At 37.2% G+C, this 16,129-nt stretch carries 11 protein-coding genes, 3 tRNA genes and 2 pseudogenes; 14 read left to right on the plus strand and 2 right to left on the minus strand.

The window, feature by feature from the left end; translation table 11 throughout:
• Positions 1-80: 80 nt before the first annotated feature.
• The 5 genes and pseudogenes from ACFIK2_RS06790 to ACFIK2_RS06810 form a co-directional block, all read left to right on the plus strand.
• A pseudogene (locus ACFIK2_RS06790) lies at positions 81-699 on the plus strand (hypothetical protein); the annotation flags it as partial.
• A gap of 147 nt (positions 700-846) precedes the next feature.
• Positions 847-1,479: an ATP-dependent Clp endopeptidase proteolytic subunit ClpP gene (gene clpP, locus ACFIK2_RS06795; RefSeq protein WP_375677062.1), complete on the plus strand. Its 633-nt coding sequence runs from the start codon at positions 847-849 to the stop codon at positions 1,477-1,479.
• A 182-nt stretch (positions 1,480-1,661) separates the two neighbouring features.
• Complete coding sequence (gene clpX, locus ACFIK2_RS06800) at positions 1,662-2,936, plus strand: ATP-dependent Clp protease ATP-binding subunit ClpX (protein WP_273723371.1); 1,275 nt, start codon at positions 1,662-1,664, stop codon at positions 2,934-2,936.
• A 183-nt stretch (positions 2,937-3,119) separates the two neighbouring features.
• A complete protein-coding gene (gene lon / locus ACFIK2_RS06805; RefSeq protein WP_375612894.1) occupies positions 3,120-5,546 on the plus strand; it encodes an endopeptidase La in 2,427 nt (808 codons plus the stop codon).
• 229 nt (positions 5,547-5,775) lie between these two features.
• Entirely contained in the window at positions 5,776-6,054 is a 279-nt protein-coding gene (locus ACFIK2_RS06810; RefSeq protein WP_375611283.1) for an HU family DNA-binding protein, read from the plus strand.
• A gap of 1,060 nt (positions 6,055-7,114) precedes the next feature.
• Here ACFIK2_RS06810 and trmFO read toward each other — a convergent pair.
• On the minus strand, positions 7,115-8,527 hold the full coding sequence (gene trmFO / locus ACFIK2_RS06815) for a methylenetetrahydrofolate--tRNA-(uracil(54)-C(5))-methyltransferase (FADH(2)-oxidizing) TrmFO (protein WP_375633070.1): 1,413 nt from the start codon (positions 8,525-8,527) through the stop codon (positions 7,115-7,117).
• A gap of 133 nt (positions 8,528-8,660) precedes the next feature.
• Here trmFO and ACFIK2_RS06820 point away from each other — a divergent pair.
• The 6 genes from ACFIK2_RS06820 to ACFIK2_RS06845 all read left to right on the plus strand — a co-directional run bounded on the left by ACFIK2_RS06820 (position 8,661) and on the right by ACFIK2_RS06845 (position 14,646).
• Positions 8,661-8,743, plus strand: a tRNA-Leu gene (locus ACFIK2_RS06820).
• A gap of 135 nt (positions 8,744-8,878) precedes the next feature.
• The gene (gene tig / locus ACFIK2_RS06825; protein ID WP_375677063.1) at positions 8,879-10,306 is read left to right on the plus strand and encodes a trigger factor; all 1,428 of its coding nucleotides are present in this window, start codon (positions 8,879-8,881) and stop codon (positions 10,304-10,306) included.
• 130 nt (positions 10,307-10,436) lie between these two features.
• Positions 10,437-11,936, plus strand: coding sequence for an Asp-tRNA(Asn)/Glu-tRNA(Gln) amidotransferase subunit GatB (gatB, locus tag ACFIK2_RS06830; RefSeq protein WP_375634068.1), 1,500 nt, complete (start codon positions 10,437-10,439; stop codon positions 11,934-11,936).
• A gap of 181 nt (positions 11,937-12,117) precedes the next feature.
• Complete coding sequence (locus ACFIK2_RS06835; protein ID WP_375633064.1) at positions 12,118-12,516, plus strand: NADH:ubiquinone oxidoreductase subunit NDUFA12; 399 nt, start codon at positions 12,118-12,120, stop codon at positions 12,514-12,516.
• An 89-nt stretch (positions 12,517-12,605) separates the two neighbouring features.
• Positions 12,606-13,031 carry a DUF2155 domain-containing protein gene (locus ACFIK2_RS06840; RefSeq protein WP_375633117.1) on the plus strand — a complete coding sequence of 142 codons (426 nt, stop codon included), beginning with the start codon at positions 12,606-12,608 and terminating at the stop codon, positions 13,029-13,031.
• An 883-nt stretch (positions 13,032-13,914) separates the two neighbouring features.
• Positions 13,915-14,646, plus strand: a complete 732-nt coding sequence (locus tag ACFIK2_RS06845; protein ID WP_375633062.1) for a rhomboid family intramembrane serine protease — start codon at positions 13,915-13,917, stop codon at positions 14,644-14,646.
• Here the strand turns inward: ACFIK2_RS06845 and ACFIK2_RS06850 are convergent.
• Complete coding sequence (locus ACFIK2_RS06850; RefSeq protein WP_375634065.1) at positions 14,643-15,473, minus strand: TrmH family RNA methyltransferase; 831 nt, start codon at positions 15,471-15,473, stop codon at positions 14,643-14,645. The two genes, ACFIK2_RS06845 and ACFIK2_RS06850, sit on opposite strands and share 4 nt — an antisense overlap.
• Before the next feature lie 205 nt (positions 15,474-15,678).
• On the opposite strand from ACFIK2_RS06850, the gene ACFIK2_RS06855 reads away from it, so the two are divergent.
• From ACFIK2_RS06855 to ACFIK2_RS06865, 3 genes and pseudogenes are all read left to right on the plus strand, one after another.
• Positions 15,679-15,762, plus strand: a tRNA-Tyr gene (locus tag ACFIK2_RS06855).
• Positions 15,763-15,793: 31 nt separating this feature from the next.
• A tRNA-Gly gene (locus ACFIK2_RS06860) sits at positions 15,794-15,867 on the plus strand.
• Between the two features lie 182 nt (positions 15,868-16,049).
• Positions 16,050-16,129, plus strand: a pseudogene (locus ACFIK2_RS06865) (elongation factor Tu); the annotation flags it as partial.

The following is a 16,129-nucleotide window of genomic DNA, read 5'->3' on the forward strand; positions in this document are numbered from 1 at the left end:
ACACCTTAAAAACTCTTTGAAAAAAAATAAATTGGTACAAAACCTAGTGGCAAATTATACAAAACCCGCTGGCAAGCTACAATCCCGATTTTTCTGATGATAAACTAGGGTGTACAATTGTTCAGTTCTCGGATTTTTTTCGTGTTATGCTGATGAAATATCAACAAGGTGTTTGGTTAGATACAGATGTTTACCTTGTTAAACAATTTCATCCAGATGCGGATAAGGTTTGGTTGGCAAGAAAAATAATACAAGAGTAGGCGTTTCTGCACTTTATTTTCCGCCCAATAACCCTATTATAAAAATATTTGAGGATTATTGGGCTGGCACAGAAATTATTCCTCATTGGCTTGGGTTTAAGCGTCGTGTTTGGAGACCGTTCTGGTTAAAGAGGAAAAAATGCCGATTTTACCGGGAAATCTTGGCGTTACAATATTTGGCAATGATGGTATTTCACGATTAGCAAAACGATATGGTTTTTTTCATGAAGCAAAGGAAAAGGAAACTTTTTATTATTGGACTGGGCGAAAAACTGAACGTATTTTTGAACCAGCTTTTGGTGTAAAGCCGCTTACAGATTCACGCTTGATAGGCTTTCATATTCACAGAAAGACAAAGACTACGAAAAGACCTCAGGAAGGAAGTTTTTACCATTGGGCGGTATCTCGCATTCTGGATGTTCATCATTTGTTTAGGTAGAGTTATTATTGCTATTTTAACTATTGAGATTTTAATCTATCTTATACAATCTCTTGATTGTAGCTTGCACAAGAGAGTAATGTTAACATATGGATAAAAACATTGAATGTGTAAAGAGCGGTTGTTATATGAACGGAAAGTAAAAATATGAGTGATCCAATGAAAACAGCATTAAGCCTTGTTCCTATGGTTATTGAACAAACCAATCGTGGTGAGCGGGCCTATGATATTTTTTCCCGTCTTTTAAAGGAGCGGATTATTTTTATTAATGGTCCTGTTGAAGATGGTATGGCAATGCTTGTTTGTGCACAATTGCTTTTCTTGGAAGCGGAAAATCCTAAAAAAGAAATTAGTCTTTATATTAATTCTCCAGGTGGAGTCGTAACATCTGGTATGGCTATTTATGATACTATGCAGTTTATTCGCCCTCCTGTTTCTACGCTTTGCATGGGGCAAGCGGCATCTATGGGGTCTTTATTGTTAACGGCTGGAGCAAAAGGTCATCGTTTTACATTGCCAAACGCACGTATTATGGTGCATCAACCATCTGGTGGTTTTCAAGGTCAAGCTTCAGATATTGAGCGACATGCGCAAGATATTATAAAGATGAAACGGCGTTTAAATGAAATTTATGTTCAACATACGAGTCAAGATTATGAGGTTATAGAGAGAACTCTCGATCGCGATCATTTTATGACAGCAGAAGAAGCCAAAGCGTTTGGCTTAGTTGATGATGTTATACAATACCGTGCAGAAACTAAAAAAGAAGAAAAAGATTAAGAATTTTTATAGAAAAAACAGCTACTTTAAATCAAGAGTTTTATAAAAAATATCGCAAAATAAGAGAAACACCTAAAAGTATTGAGACATGCATGGTTTTCTATATGTCTTTTAGTTTTCATGATGAAAGGCTTCCTTTGAAAAGGCAAAGTGTTCATATATTGTGGTGAAAGGAAAGAAAAATGAGCAAAATTAGCAATAGCGGGAACGAATCAAAAAATACTCTCTATTGCTCGTTCTGCGGCAAGAGTCAGCATGAGGTGCGTAAGCTCATTGCGGGGCCTACTGTATTTATCTGTGATGAATGTGTAGAGCTTTGCATGGATATTATTCGGGAAGAAAATAAGTCTTCTGGGGTTAAGGTGCGTGATGGTGTTCCTACGCCACAGGAAATTATAACAGTTCTTGATGACTATGTTATTGGTCAGCAGCATGCAAAGCGTGTTCTTTCTGTTGCTGTTCATAATCATTATAAACGGTTGGCGCATCAGTCTAAAAGCAATGATATTGAGTTGGCTAAATCAAATATTCTTCTTGTTGGTCCAACGGGTTGTGGTAAAACTTATCTTGCACAAACATTAGCACGTATTATTGATGTGCCTTTTACGATGGCGGATGCGACCACTTTGACTGAAGCGGGTTATGTGGGAGAAGATGTTGAAAATATTATTTTGAAGCTTCTTCAAGCAGCAGATTATAATGTTGAACGTGCGCAGCGTGGTATTGTTTATATTGATGAGGTTGATAAGATTTCTCGTAAAGCAGACAATCCTTCTATTACAAGAGATGTTTCGGGGGAAGGAGTTCAGCAAGCATTATTAAAAATTATGGAAGGAACGATTGCTTCTGTTCCTCCTCAAGGTGGACGTAAGCATCCGCAACAAGAGTTTCTTCAGGTTGACACCACAAACATCTTATTCATTTGTGGGGGAGCTTTTGCAGGTTTAGAACGGATTATTTCAGGGCGTGGTGAAAAAACTTCTATTGGTTTTTCTGCGACTGTTAAGGCTCCGGATGAGCGTTGTGTCGGTGAAATTTTTCGTGATTTAGAGCCTGAAGATCTTATTAAATTTGGTTTAATACCAGAATTTATTGGGCGGCTTCCTATAGTCGCTACCTTAGAGGATTTAGATGTTAACGCCCTCATGCAAATTTTATCCCAACCTAAAAATGCGTTAGTAAAGCAATATCAGCGTCTTTTTGAAATGGAGAATGTTGAGTTAGCATTTCATGAAGATGCTTTACGTGTTATTGCAAAGAAAGCAATTGAACGTAAAACTGGTGCTCGTGGTTTACGTTCTATTATGGAGAAGATCCTTCTTGAGACGATGTTTGAGCTACCGGCTCTTGAAGGCGTTCAAAAAGTGGTTATTTCGAGTGATGTCGTTGATGGTAAAGCGCGTCCTCTTTATATTTACTCAGAACGTGCAGAAGATAAAGAAAATGTATCAGCATGACATTGTGCGATGCACAATATAAAAGGTGGTAGTGAACGGTATTTGATAGGTGTTTCTAATAATATCATTATAATGCTTGATTTATGTATGAGTAATTACCACTTCATGTACAGTGAAGAGCTGAGATTTTCTAAAGGTGGGCTAATTGTTGTAGATAGCTCATAGGCTCCAGAAAGGAGAGTTATGCAATATATTGATGAAAAGACAGATGAAGTAAGAGATGGGGTTTATGCTGTTTTACCTCTTCGTGATATTGTTGTCTTCCCCCATATGATTGTTCCACTTTTTGTGGGCCGCGAAAAATCAATTCGTGCTCTTGAAGAAACGATGGCGGTTGATAAGCAAATACTATTGGTGACACAAAAAAATGCTTCTGATGACGATCCAAAATCAGAGGATATTTATCATATTGGTACATTTGCTAATATTCTTCAACTTTTAAAGCTTCCTGATGGTACTGTAAAGGTTTTGGTTGAAGGAACTGCACGTGCAAAAATTAGTCAATTTGCTTTAAGTGAAGGTTATCATCAGGCTTTTGCAACTGTTACAGAAGAACCTAGAGAGAGTGATGTTGAGATTGAAGCTCTTTCAAGGTCAGTGATTACTTATTTTGAAAACTATGTAAAGCTTAATAAAAAAATCTCTCCTGAAGTTGTGAATGCGATTGGCCAGCTTGATAATCCTTCTAAGCTTGCCGATACGATTGCTTCTCATTTGATGATTAAACTGGCAGAAAAACAGGAAATATTAGAGCTCTTACCTGTGCGGGCCCGTCTTGAACGTGTTTTGTCCTTCATGGAAGGAGAAATTTCTGTTTTGCAGGTTGAAAAACGTATTCGTTCGCATGTTAAACGGCAAATGGAAAAAAACCAACGAGAATATTATCTCAATGAGCAGATGAAGGCTATTCAAAAAGAGTTAGGAGCAGGTGATGATAGCCGAGATGAACTCTCTGAATTAGAAGAACGTATCAAGAATACAAAACTATCCAAGGAAGCACAGGAAAAAGCTGGAGCAGAATTGAGAAAATTACGGAATATGTCTCCTATGTCTGCAGAAGCGACAGTTGTACGTAACTATCTTGATTGGTTATTAGCAATGCCTTGGGGTAAAAAATCTAAGATTAAAAACAATTTAGATTTTGCTGAAAAGGTCATGAATAATGAACATTTTGGTCTTGAAAAAGTTAAGGAGCGAATTATTGAATATTTGGCTGTACAAAGTCGCGCGTCAAAGATAAAAGGTCCCATTATTTGTTTGTTAGGTCCTCCAGGTGTAGGGAAAACATCATTAGCGCGCTCTATTGCAAAGGCAACGGGACGTGAGTATGTTCGTATCTCATTGGGAGGTGTCCGAGATGAAGCAGAAATTCGTGGACATCGCCGAACATATATTGGCTCGATGCCTGGGAAAATTATCCAGTCTATGAAAAAAGCAAAAAAATCTAATCCGCTTTTCTTGCTTGATGAAATTGATAAAATGGGCCAAGATTTTCGTGGTGATCCTTCATCCGCTTTATTAGAAGTTCTTGATCCTGAACAAAATGGTACATTCATTGATCACTATTTGGAAGTTGAATATGATCTTTCTGATGTCATGTTTATCACAACTGCCAATACGCTTAATATTCCAGGTCCGTTAATGGATCGTATGGAAATTATTCGTATCGCTGGTTATACTGAATGTGAGAAAATGGAAATTGTTAAACAGCATCTTTTACCAAAGGCACTAAAAGATCACTGTTTATCTAAAAAAGAACTCAGTATTTCTGATGGCGCACTAAGGTCAATTATTCAGTTTTATACACGTGAGGCAGGCGTTCGTAACCTTGAACGTGAACTCATGAAAATTTCCCGCAAATCCGTTACAAAAATTCTCAAAACACATCAAAAATCTGTAAAAGTTACAGAAAGTAATATTCATGATTTCTTGGGTGTTAAACGTTATCATTACAATCAGATTGAAGGAGAAAATCAAGTTGGTGTTGTAACAGGTCTTGCGTGGACAGAAGTCGGTGGAGAGTTATTGACTATTGAAGGAGTTATGATGCCCGGCAAAGGGAAGATGACTGTAACTGGAAATTTACGTGATATTATGAAAGAGTCCATTTCAGCGGCAGCATCTTATGTACGTTCTCGTGCTGTTGATTTTGGTATTGAACCTCCACTTTTTGAAAAACGCGATATCCATGTTCATGTTCCAGAGGGTGCGACACCAAAAGATGGCCCATCGGCTGGGATTGCAATGGTGACAGCAATTGTTTCGGTCCTTACAGGAGTAGCTGTGCATAAAGATATTGCAATGACTGGTGAAATTACTTTACGTGGACGCGTTTTACCCATTGGTGGATTAAAAGAAAAACTCTTAGCAGCTCTTCGAGGAGGGATAAAAAAAGTACTTATTCCTGAAGAAAATGCAAAAGATTTGGTTGATATTCCTGATGATGTCAAAAATAATATGGAAATTATTCCGGTAAATCATGTGAGTGAAGTTTTGAAACACGCTTTGGTTCGTTTTCCAGACACTATTGAATGGAAAGAACCCTCTACAGGGGCTGTGCCAATCCGGTCAGAGAGCAGTGATAGTGAAGGAATACAGATTGCGCACTGATTCACTTGTATCATTTATAACGGCATTTTTTAGGTGGTAGAAGATGTTGTTGAGGTTATTATTCTGTTTTTTGTTGGAAAAAGTGAAAAATTCCGTGAATAACTGTGATTATTGCTAAAAAAACAATGTTTTGGATAAAAATAAGACTTCTGTTTGCTGTACTTTTCAATAAACTGACCAATAACATGATTAAGTCATGTTCAGGTAATATAGGGAAAGGAAATATTTTATGAATAAAAGTGAATTCGTTAGCTCCGTTGCTGAAAAGGCAGGTGTTTCGAAAGCGCAAGCTGGTGCTGTTGTTGATGCTTTTATGGCTTCTGTAACAGAAGCTTTGGCTTCAGGGGGAGATGTTCGTCTTCCAGGTTTTGGCACTTTTGAAGTTTCTCATCGTGCTGCAACAAAGGGGCGTAATCCTTCAACTGGTGCTGAAATCGATATTCCAGCACGTTCTGTACCCAAATTTTCTGCAGGAAAAAGCCTTAAAGAAGCAGTTAATAAAAAATAATTTAAGCTACATTAAAAAAACCCGATTTATTTATAAGCGGGTTTTTTTTTAACACATGTGTTATGCTTGTTTTTCACATAAAACTTTGAGATCCTTGCGATGCTTTTTATTTTCATGTATTGCTGGAAATATATTGTTTTAGTCTTTTCAATAAAATATTGCACTGTATTAATTGAGCGCGGGTATGGCTTATAAAATGTAATATTAACTTTTATTACGCTGAAGTGTTACGGTATTTATTTCAAAACAAGATCCGTAAATAATATGAAGCGGAAAACTCTGTAAAGTCCATAAAAGTTATTATATATCACCATTTACGCTTAATAAAAGCGCATGTTGGTGCCACCGTGCTATCTATTTTTCTCAGTTCCTATAATGTTGCGACTAGCCCCAGATATCTGAGACGAGTGCATAAGGGATAGTTTTATTCTTTTACTCTTATACGCCAACCTTTCTTGTGACGCACCAAGAGGATAATTTTTATTGATTTATTAGAGAGTCTGAAATGAAAGAATCTTATGATATTCAGATTTGGTTTTTAATATTGGGATTTTTCTTGGCATTTGAGAGGGGAGAGATAGCTCCAGCTCTATCCTACAAATATTTTTTCCATATCTTTATTTCACTTGTGATATGCAAGCAAGTATTTTTCCTTCATCATACAAGAGTTAAAATGAGAGAACATCACAAATTTTGAGGGAGGAAGTTACAAAACAGAAAAATTACTCTTATAAAATAATATACATTACGTAATATAAAAACTATTAATAAAGATAGTACAGTATTAATTGTGTATTTTCCATTTATTTATTTTGATTATTCATAATATATTTATATAATTATTTTGTTTTTAGTCATTAAATCATATTAAATTGTTGATAGCGGTAAAGTTTTTTTATAGCCAAAAGTTATTTTACAGCATCTACATAATTGAATAAATGATGAAACGTAGGGTAGTATTTATTGATTGGGGGAGACAGTCTTTAAAAGGCTTTAGAATGATTTTTTCACGAGAGTCATAAAGATCTATTCAGTAGGAGAGAGGCGAATCGTATGTTTTTTATAAACAGGAGCTCTTTGATTCTTTATTTGCTAACCACTGAGTACAATCATTGAGAGCTCTCGCTGTTATGGCTTGTTTTTTTACTAATTTTTTTTCTTTACTTGGTAAGCGTTTTCCTGAATGTTTAATAGAAGCAATAGGCGGAAAGAGTCCGAAATTGATATTCATTGGCTGAAAAGATTGTGTTTCTGCTTTTTCATCTATGATGTGTCCCCCTGTAATATGATTCAAAAGGGCTCCGAATGCTGTAGTTTGTGGGGGTAGGCAAGGGGAAATATGATGATATTCGGCAGCAGCAAAACGTCCAGCAAGAAGCCCTATTGCCGCTGATTCTACATAACCTTCACATCCGGTAATTTGCCCTGCAAAGCGTAGTTGTTTTTTTTGTTTTAAACGAAGGGTTTGATCAAGAATAATTGGCGAGTTGAGGTAGGTATTGCGGTGAAGACCACCAAGACGCGCAAACTCTGCTTTTTCAAGACCTGGAATCATTCTAAAAATACGAATTTGTTCACCATATTTCAGTTTTGTTTGAAAGCCGACCATATTATAAAGCGTTCCAAGTTTATTATCTTGGCGTAATTGAACGACAGCATAGGGTTTAACTGTAGGGTTATGGGCATTAGTTAAGCCCATAGGTTTCATAGGACCATGTCTTAACGTTTCAAGTCCGCGCTCAGCCATAATTTCAATGGGGAGGCATCCATCAAAATAGGGCGTTTTTTCAAAGTCACGAAACTCTGTTTTTTCAGCATTTTTTAACTCTTCAACGAATGTTTCATATTGTTCTTTGTTGAGGGGACAATTAAGATAATCTTTTCCTGTTCCCTCAGGACCAATTTTATCATAGCGAGACTGATACCAACAAATGTTGATATCAATACTGTCGGTATGGATAATAGGCGCAATTGCATCAAAAAAAGAAAGAGCTTTTATACCGGTTATTGCTTGTAATTTTTGAGCAAGTGCAGGCGATGTAAGGGGTCCTGTTGCAATGACAACATGTTTCCAAGCTTTAGGAATTTCTTGAACTTCTTCACGTTTGATTGTTATAAGAGGGTGATTTTCAAGTGCTGTCGTAACGGTTTTTGAAAATCCATCACGGTCAACAGCAAGAGCACTACCTGCGGGAACTTTGTTGGCATCAGCAGCTTTCATAATTAACGATTTTGCTAATCGCATTTCAGCATGTAAAAGCCCTACGGCATTGGTTAATGAATCATCGCAACGAAACGAATTTGAACAAACCAGTTCTGCCAATTTATCGGTTTTATGGGCATCTGATTTTTTTTCGGGTCGCATTTCATGCAAAACAACAGAAATTCCTGACTGAGCGATTTGCCAGCTTGCTTCACACCCCGCAAGACCGCCACCGATGATATGAATTGGGATATCAAATGTCTTTAACATAATTGACTTTTAGCGTAAGCAGTTATGTATGAAAAGCATAGATTTTGTTTTTTTTATATATTTGTTTGCTTTTTTTCTGTAATTAATGGTATAGAAACGCCGCTTGTATAAGGTTATTAGCTTGTAAGTTTGAGCGGATGTGGCGAAATTGGTAGACGCACCAGATTTAGGTTCTGGCGGGAGACCGTGGGGGTTCGAGTCCCTCCATCCGCACCAAAGCAATCCCTTAAGTGCTACGGATTTCTACGTGTCTGAAATTCCGCTTCATGGTAAATGTAACACTCGAAGTGTTAGAATGTAATGATTATTAGAGTGGGTTGATCCCTCTCCTTAGAAAAATGAAGGTGTTTAATGCAGGTTACCGAGACGCTTAATGAAGGACTGAAGCGCGAAATTAAGATCGTGGTTCCAGCGAAAGATTTAGAAGAAAAGTTGAATGAACGATTGGATGATACCAAGGGAAAAATCAAGCTTAATGGTTTTCGTCCCGGTAAAGTGCCTAGTGGGCATTTGCGAAAAATGTATGGTAAATCCTTTATGGCTGAGATTCTCAATGAGATACTCAGTGATGCACCCCGTTCTATTTTAGCAGACCGCAATGAACGTGCAGCGATGCAGCCAAAAATTGATATAGATGAAGATGAAAAAATTCTAGATGGCAAAGCTGATTTTACTTTTAGTTTAAAGTATGAAGTTTTACCAAAAATTGACATTAAAGATTTTGAACATATTAAGGTTATCCGTGAAATTGCAACTATTCCTGAACAGGATATTGATGATCAAGTCAATCGCGTCCTTTCTTCTACGCGTAATTATTCCCTAAAAGAGGGGAATTCTGAAGAAGGTGATCGTATTACTATAGATTATCAAGGTAAGCTTGAAGGCATTCCATTTGAAGGCGGGGCAGATAGTGATGCACAACTGATTCTTGGGTCAAAACAATTTATTCCTGGTTTTGAAGAGCAATTGGTTGGTGTGAAAGCTGGGGATGTAAAAACGATTTTTGTTAAATTTCCTGATAATTACAGTGCGGCACATTTGGCGGGACGGGAAGCAGAGTTTGACATTACTGTCAAAGCTGTCTTTAAACCAGATGAATTAAAAATTGATGATGAAGCAGCGCAAAAAGTTGGTTTAGAGTCTCTAGATCGCTTACGTGAGGTCGTTCGTGGGCAGATTGAAAGCCAATATGGTTCAGTGACACGTCAAAAAGTTAAGCGTCAAATTCTTGATGCTTTAGATGCTGATTATAATTTTGAGATTCCTGAAGAACTTTTAGAGGTTGAGTTTAACAATATATGGGCTCAGGTTAATGATGATTTGAAAAAGGCTGGGCGCAGTTTTGAAGATGAAGGTATTACAGAAGAAAAGGCACGGGAGGAATATCGTGTCCTTGCGCAGCGTCGTGTTCGTCTTGGTTTGGTGCTTTCTGAAATTGGAATGAAGGTTGGTGTTAAAGTTAGTGAAGATGAGCTAAAAGCAGCCGTTTTTGATCAGGTTCGCCAGTATCCTGGACAAGAGAAAGAGATTATGGATTTTTTCCGTAAGACTCCGGAAGCTGTTGAAAATCTACGTGCTCCGATTTTTGAAGAAAAGGTCATTGATCATTTATTAGCACAGATAAAAGTCACAGATAAAGAAGTGACGGTTGAAGAGTTGATGAAAGAATATGACGAATCAGATGTCCCTGAAGAAAAGCCGGCAAAGAAAAAGTCTGCAGTGAAAGAAACGTCTACAGAGAAAAAACCAGCTAAGAAAAAGGCTCCTAAAAAAGCTTAATATTTATGCAAACAACACAAGCCCGATAAAATCGGGCTTGTGTTGTAAGATTTATATCCTAGGATTGCACTGAGAGAATGGTTTTAGATAAGCCATGAGTGAATTTTAAAATATTGGTAGTGGATTGGCAATGAGCATCATTGATACGCGTACTCCTGATTCTAAGCGTTTTATTTCTGGAGTTACAGGTGATTGGGAAGTCATCATTGGCATGGAAGTTCATGCGCAAATCATATCAAATTCGAAACTTTTTTCAGGAGCATCAACCAAATTTGGTGCAGAGCCGAACAATCATGTATCACTTATTGATGCAGCCATGCCAGGTATGTTGCCTGTTCTTAATCAAGAATGTGTTCGTCAAGCGGTTCGAATGGGGTTAGGATTAAAGGCGCATATTAATTTAAAATCTGTTTTTGATCGCAAAAACTATTTTTATCCAGATTTACCGCAGGGGTATCAGATTTCTCAATTTCGCTATCCCATTGTAGGAGAGGGAAAGATTATTATATCTGTTGGTCCAGATTCGAATGGACAATTTGAGGATATTGAAGTGGGAATTGAGAGGTTGCATCTTGAACAGGATGCTGGAAAATCGATGCACGATCAACATCCAACAATGTCTTTTGTAGATCTGAATCGTTCTGGTGTTGCTCTTATGGAAATTGTTTCCAAGCCTGATATGCGCTCATCAGATGAAGCCAAAGCCTATATGACAAAATTGCGTACGATTGTTCGTTATTTGGGCACTTGCGATGGCAATATGGATGAAGGTTCTATGCGTGCAGATGTCAATGTATCTGTTCGTCGTCCTGGTGAAGATTTTGGAACGCGCTGTGAAATTAAAAACGTTAATTCTATTCGCTTTATTGGTCAAGCAATTGAATATGAAGCGCGTCGTCAGATTGCAATTTTAGAAGATGGAGGCGTCATAGATCAAGAGACTCGGCTTTTTGATGCCGCTAAAGGTGAAACGCGCTCTATGCGCTCAAAGGAAGAAGCGCATGACTATCGTTATTTTCCTGATCCTGATCTTTTACCGTTAGAATTTGATCAAGCATTTGTGGATGATTTGGCAGCAGACTTACCAGAGTTGCCTGACGCTATAAAAGCACGTTTTGTTAAGGAAATGGGATTGACAGTGTATGATGCTTCCATTCTTGTGACAGAAAAGGCTATTGCTGATTATTTTGAAGAAGTAGCGCGTGGGCGTGATGGAAAAATAGTTGCCAATTGGGTGATTAACGACCTTTTAGGGGCTTTAAATAAAGATAATCGTGAGATTGAAGAGTCACCAGTATCGCCAAATCAATTGGGAAGCATTATTGATCTTATAAAAGAAGGAGTTATTTCTGGAAAAATTGCCAAAGATCTTTTTGAGATTATTTGGAATGAGGGGGGAGATGCACGCCAAATTGTAGAAGAACGAAATATGAAGCAGGTAACGGATACAAAGGCTATTGAAAGAGCTGTTGATGAGATCGTTGCCAATAATTCTGATAAAGTTGCGCAAGCAAAGCACAAACCTGCCTTAGCTGGTTGGTTTGTTGGACAGGTAATGAAAGCAACAGGTGGTAAGGCAAATCCCCAAGCTGTTAATGAATTGGTTAAGATGAAACTTGGCATAGATTAAATTTTATGGGGTGGAGAAGAAGCCATACATATGATATCTTCTTGAAATTAAAGGATAGCACGTTAACCTATCAATTGGAATTGTAGTTGAATTTACTAGTAACTTTTTCGCTAATTTCAATCGTTAATAATTTTATTCCAACGATTAATTTCATGAACGCACTAAATGAATGGAATAGCAGATGGCTCGTTTTTTTAAGCAAATCTTCACATGGTGGAATGGCAATACCATTGGTACGCGTTTTTTCACATGGCGCAAAGGTAAGCGGATAGGGGAAGATCAATTTGGAAATATATATTATGAAGGAGGACTTCATAAGGATGGTTATCCGCACCGTTGGGTTATCTATAAAGACTATTCTGAGGCCTCTACTATTCCACCAGGTTGGCACGGCTGGATTCATCATCGCTGTGAGTGTCCACCAACACAAGAGGATTATCATCCTTATGAATGGGAAAAGCCTCATGTTGCAAATATGACAGGAACAAGTGAGAGCTATCGACCAAAGGGGGCTATCACCTCCAATGGAGAGCGTTCTTGTGTGCATGAAGATTATGATGCGTGGTCACCTAAAAAATAACATGTTTTAATGTGCGTGTGTATTTTTGTCTTATTTGACTCTATGTTATGAAAAGAATTATTTTTTAAGGTGCGATTGATTTTGATATGATGAGATTTTTTTTATTGTTAGGGGTGAGGCATTTTATATATATTTTTTTTATGGGAATTTTAGTGTTTTTATCCTTAAATAATGGGGTGCGGGCTGAGCGTATTAGCAATGGAATTGCTGTTTTTGCAGGTCTTGACAAAATCACGGGACGGACCACACGTTTTGAAGTTACTCTTGGTAAAATTTATCAGTACGGCGCATTACAGGTAACACCACGTGCGTGTTATACGAGCTCTAAAGATGAACCCACGCGTACAACTGGTTTTATTGAAGTCAATGAAGTAACATTAGATAAAAAAATACGGCGTATTTTTACAGGATGGATGTTTGCAGATAGTCCTGGTTTGAACGCTGTTGAGCATCCTATTTATGATGTGTGGTTAAAGGATTGCAAACAGAATTCTCAAGATCGTCCTCTTCAATAATTAGTGTGTTATCTATTTATAATTCATTGGTTTATAATGGTCCTTTATCATTTTGCAACTTAATAGGAAGGTTCAAATTCCTATGATTGCCTCATTTAAATTTTTTATATTGAATTAATCCGGACTATTCTCTTGCACGTTACAAGTGGCGGATGTATCAATAAGACTGTCTAAGAAAGGAATAAAAAATTCTGTCATGAACTGTTTAAATTCAAAGATGCATCATTAGAATCAACATATTTTTTCAGTGTTTCATAAGAGACAGTTCTTGAATTATATCTGTTAAAGGTTGAAATGAAAGGCTTGTTTATATTTGTTAAAGAGATGAACTGACGCTTTTGCATGTATGAAGGAAACAGACTATCAAGTAAGTAATTCATCATGAAACACCAATTAGTATATCTAGAGAACGCTGTATTGGTATTTTTTCTCATAGAGATGTCGTTTTTCGTTCAAAGCGTAGAAGTAATGCAGGACATATTAATGGAAAAATTGAGATTTAAGATTCTTTAAAGTTTATCAATCGAAGTATAGCTTGGTTAAAAAATGCAATAATCAATATATTTCTAGTAAGAAAATAATGTTTATATATTTTTATTATACACCACCTCATAAGTGAGTTTGTCTATTCGTAAGTTCTTGTATATTGCATGGTAACTTCACATTTAAGTAAGCAGGATACCACTAAGTTTGTAAATCATATTCTTGATATCCATGCTTTTTAAAATCTTTTGTATAAAATACACGTGTTTTCATGTAGAGCTATTGAAAATTTAAAAAAGGGCTTCGAAGAGGCGTTGAGAAGATTCTGCATCACTGGGAATGGTATATTTATTTTGTATAAAGAATAACCCATTTTCTAAAAAATACGAGATTTCATACAATGAAAGTTTCTAGTCACCAACATAATGATGTTTCCCGATTGCCGAAACAACCTAAAGAACCCTTATTGAATGTTCCATTTATTATAGTTGTTTTGATAGCATTTTGTTTTTGTCTTTATTGCATTTCTCAGTATTTTTTTTCTCATCAGGTTTATGTTGAAAGCCTTGAGTTTTTTTCATTTATACCAGCATTGTTTAAGAGGGATCCTGTAGCATTTTGTTATACCATGGTGAGTTATTCATTTATGCATAGTAGTTTTAAACATGTTGCTCTTAATATGGTTTGGCTTTTGGTTTTCGGCTCTCCTTTAGCAAGGCATTTTGGTGTTTTACGTTTTTTAATTTTTTGGGTGTTAACGGCAGTTATTTCTGTTTTGACTTATTTTACATTTCATCAAGAAAGTACCATATCACTTATTGGGGCGTCAGGTGCCGTATCTGGAATGATGGGGGCTATTGCACGTTACGGTTTTCCTAGTGGTAATCTAGCTGTCAATGTGCAGAACGAAAAACTTTTGGGATCTTTATTATCTGTCAAAAAAGCTCTGTGTTCTAAGGGGGTTCTTGTTTATATGAGTGTATGGCTGACGACTGATTTGATCATAGGTATTTCTTCTATTTTGTTTGAAGAAAATGGCATCTCAATAGCATGGGAAGCTCATATTGGCGGGTTTTTTGCGGGTTTTTTGTTGGTTGGTTTTTTTGATGTTTCACAAAAAATTAAAAACTAGAATCTAAGATATTGATGTGCCACATAAAGAGCTATTGTTGCTGCATTTGAAACATTTAATGATTTAATATTTCCAGGCATGTCAAGGCGTGTTAAAGCGCAAACGGTTTCGCGTGTTTTTTTACGTAAACCTTTACCTTCTGCTCCTAAAACAAGAGCAATTTTATTCCCTGTTAATGCTGTTTCTAGAGGTTGGTCACCTTCTGAATCGAGACCAAAGCTTGTAAAACCTTTTTGATGAAGTTCTTGAAGAGCTTCAGCAAGGTTTCGTACGGTAATATAATGAATCATTTCCAGAGCTCCAGATGCCGCTTTCGCAAGAACACCGCTTTCGTGGGGAGAGTGACGGCAAGTTGTAATAAGTGCTTTAGCTTTCAATGCAACTGCAGAGCGCATAATAGCACCAACATTATGTGGATCGGTAATTTGATCCATGACAATGACCAGATCAGTATTGGTTAGTTCCGACAGTTTGCATGGTTTGAGGGGGAGAGTTTCCAAAACAATACCTTGATGAACAGCCTCATTTCCAACAAGCGAATCAAGATATTTGGGGGTGCATAATGTAACAGAGCAAGGATAATCTGATTCGGATATATTTAATCGTTTTAAGGCATTTTGTGTAACGTAAAGACATTTTAAAATTCTTTTTGGGTTTTCTAAAGCAGCCTGAACAGAATGAATGCCATAAAGATGGATGATCTCTTGCTGTAAAGAAGCAGCTTTCTTCTTTGGGTGTGTAAAAGATCGAGAAGGAGAGCCTTTTGTATCGCGATATCGGCGACGCAAACGAGCATAATGAGAATTTTGTGATGTTTTTTCTTTCATAGCTTCTTTATAACGTGTTAATAAGAAAAATAGAGAGAAAAAATCTATAATTTAAAATTATGAGCAGGAAATTTGTACAGAATTGTATTTATTCTGTTGACAGATACAATAGTAATCGTCATAACCACTTCGCAATCAGATTGAATTGAATGGGTATTCAAGATGGTTGTCGTGATGTCTCATTGCGCGACTTTATCGGTGTAATGGAGGGGTGCCCGAGTGGTTAAAGGGGGCGGACTGTAAATCCGTTGCGTATGCTACGTTGGTTCGAATCCAACCCCCTCCACCATTCATCGAAGGAGAGTTAGTACGTGGGTCATGCGGGTATAGCTCAATGGTAGAGCAGCAGCCTTCCAAGCTGAATATGCGGGTTCGATTCCCGCTACCCGCTCCAAATGGTTGTTGATGATTGGGCAAATAGGTATGATGGAGGATATTCCATTTATAGATTTGGTGGGATTTTCCGTCTAAGAGTTGTGGTGATTGGGCTGTTTACAGTCTGGTCAGACTTAGGTTTTGCAGAACTGTCCCTAGGTGCTAATAAAAATTAGGGAATAAAACAAGAGATTAATAGCAATGGCGAAGAGCAAGTTTGAACGAACAAAACCGCATGTTAATATTGGTACGATTGGTCACGTTGATCATGGGAAGACCTC

This window comes from Bartonella sp. AP88XZML (assembly GCF_042195565.1).
Classification (GTDB): domain Bacteria; phylum Pseudomonadota; class Alphaproteobacteria; order Rhizobiales; family Rhizobiaceae; genus Bartonella.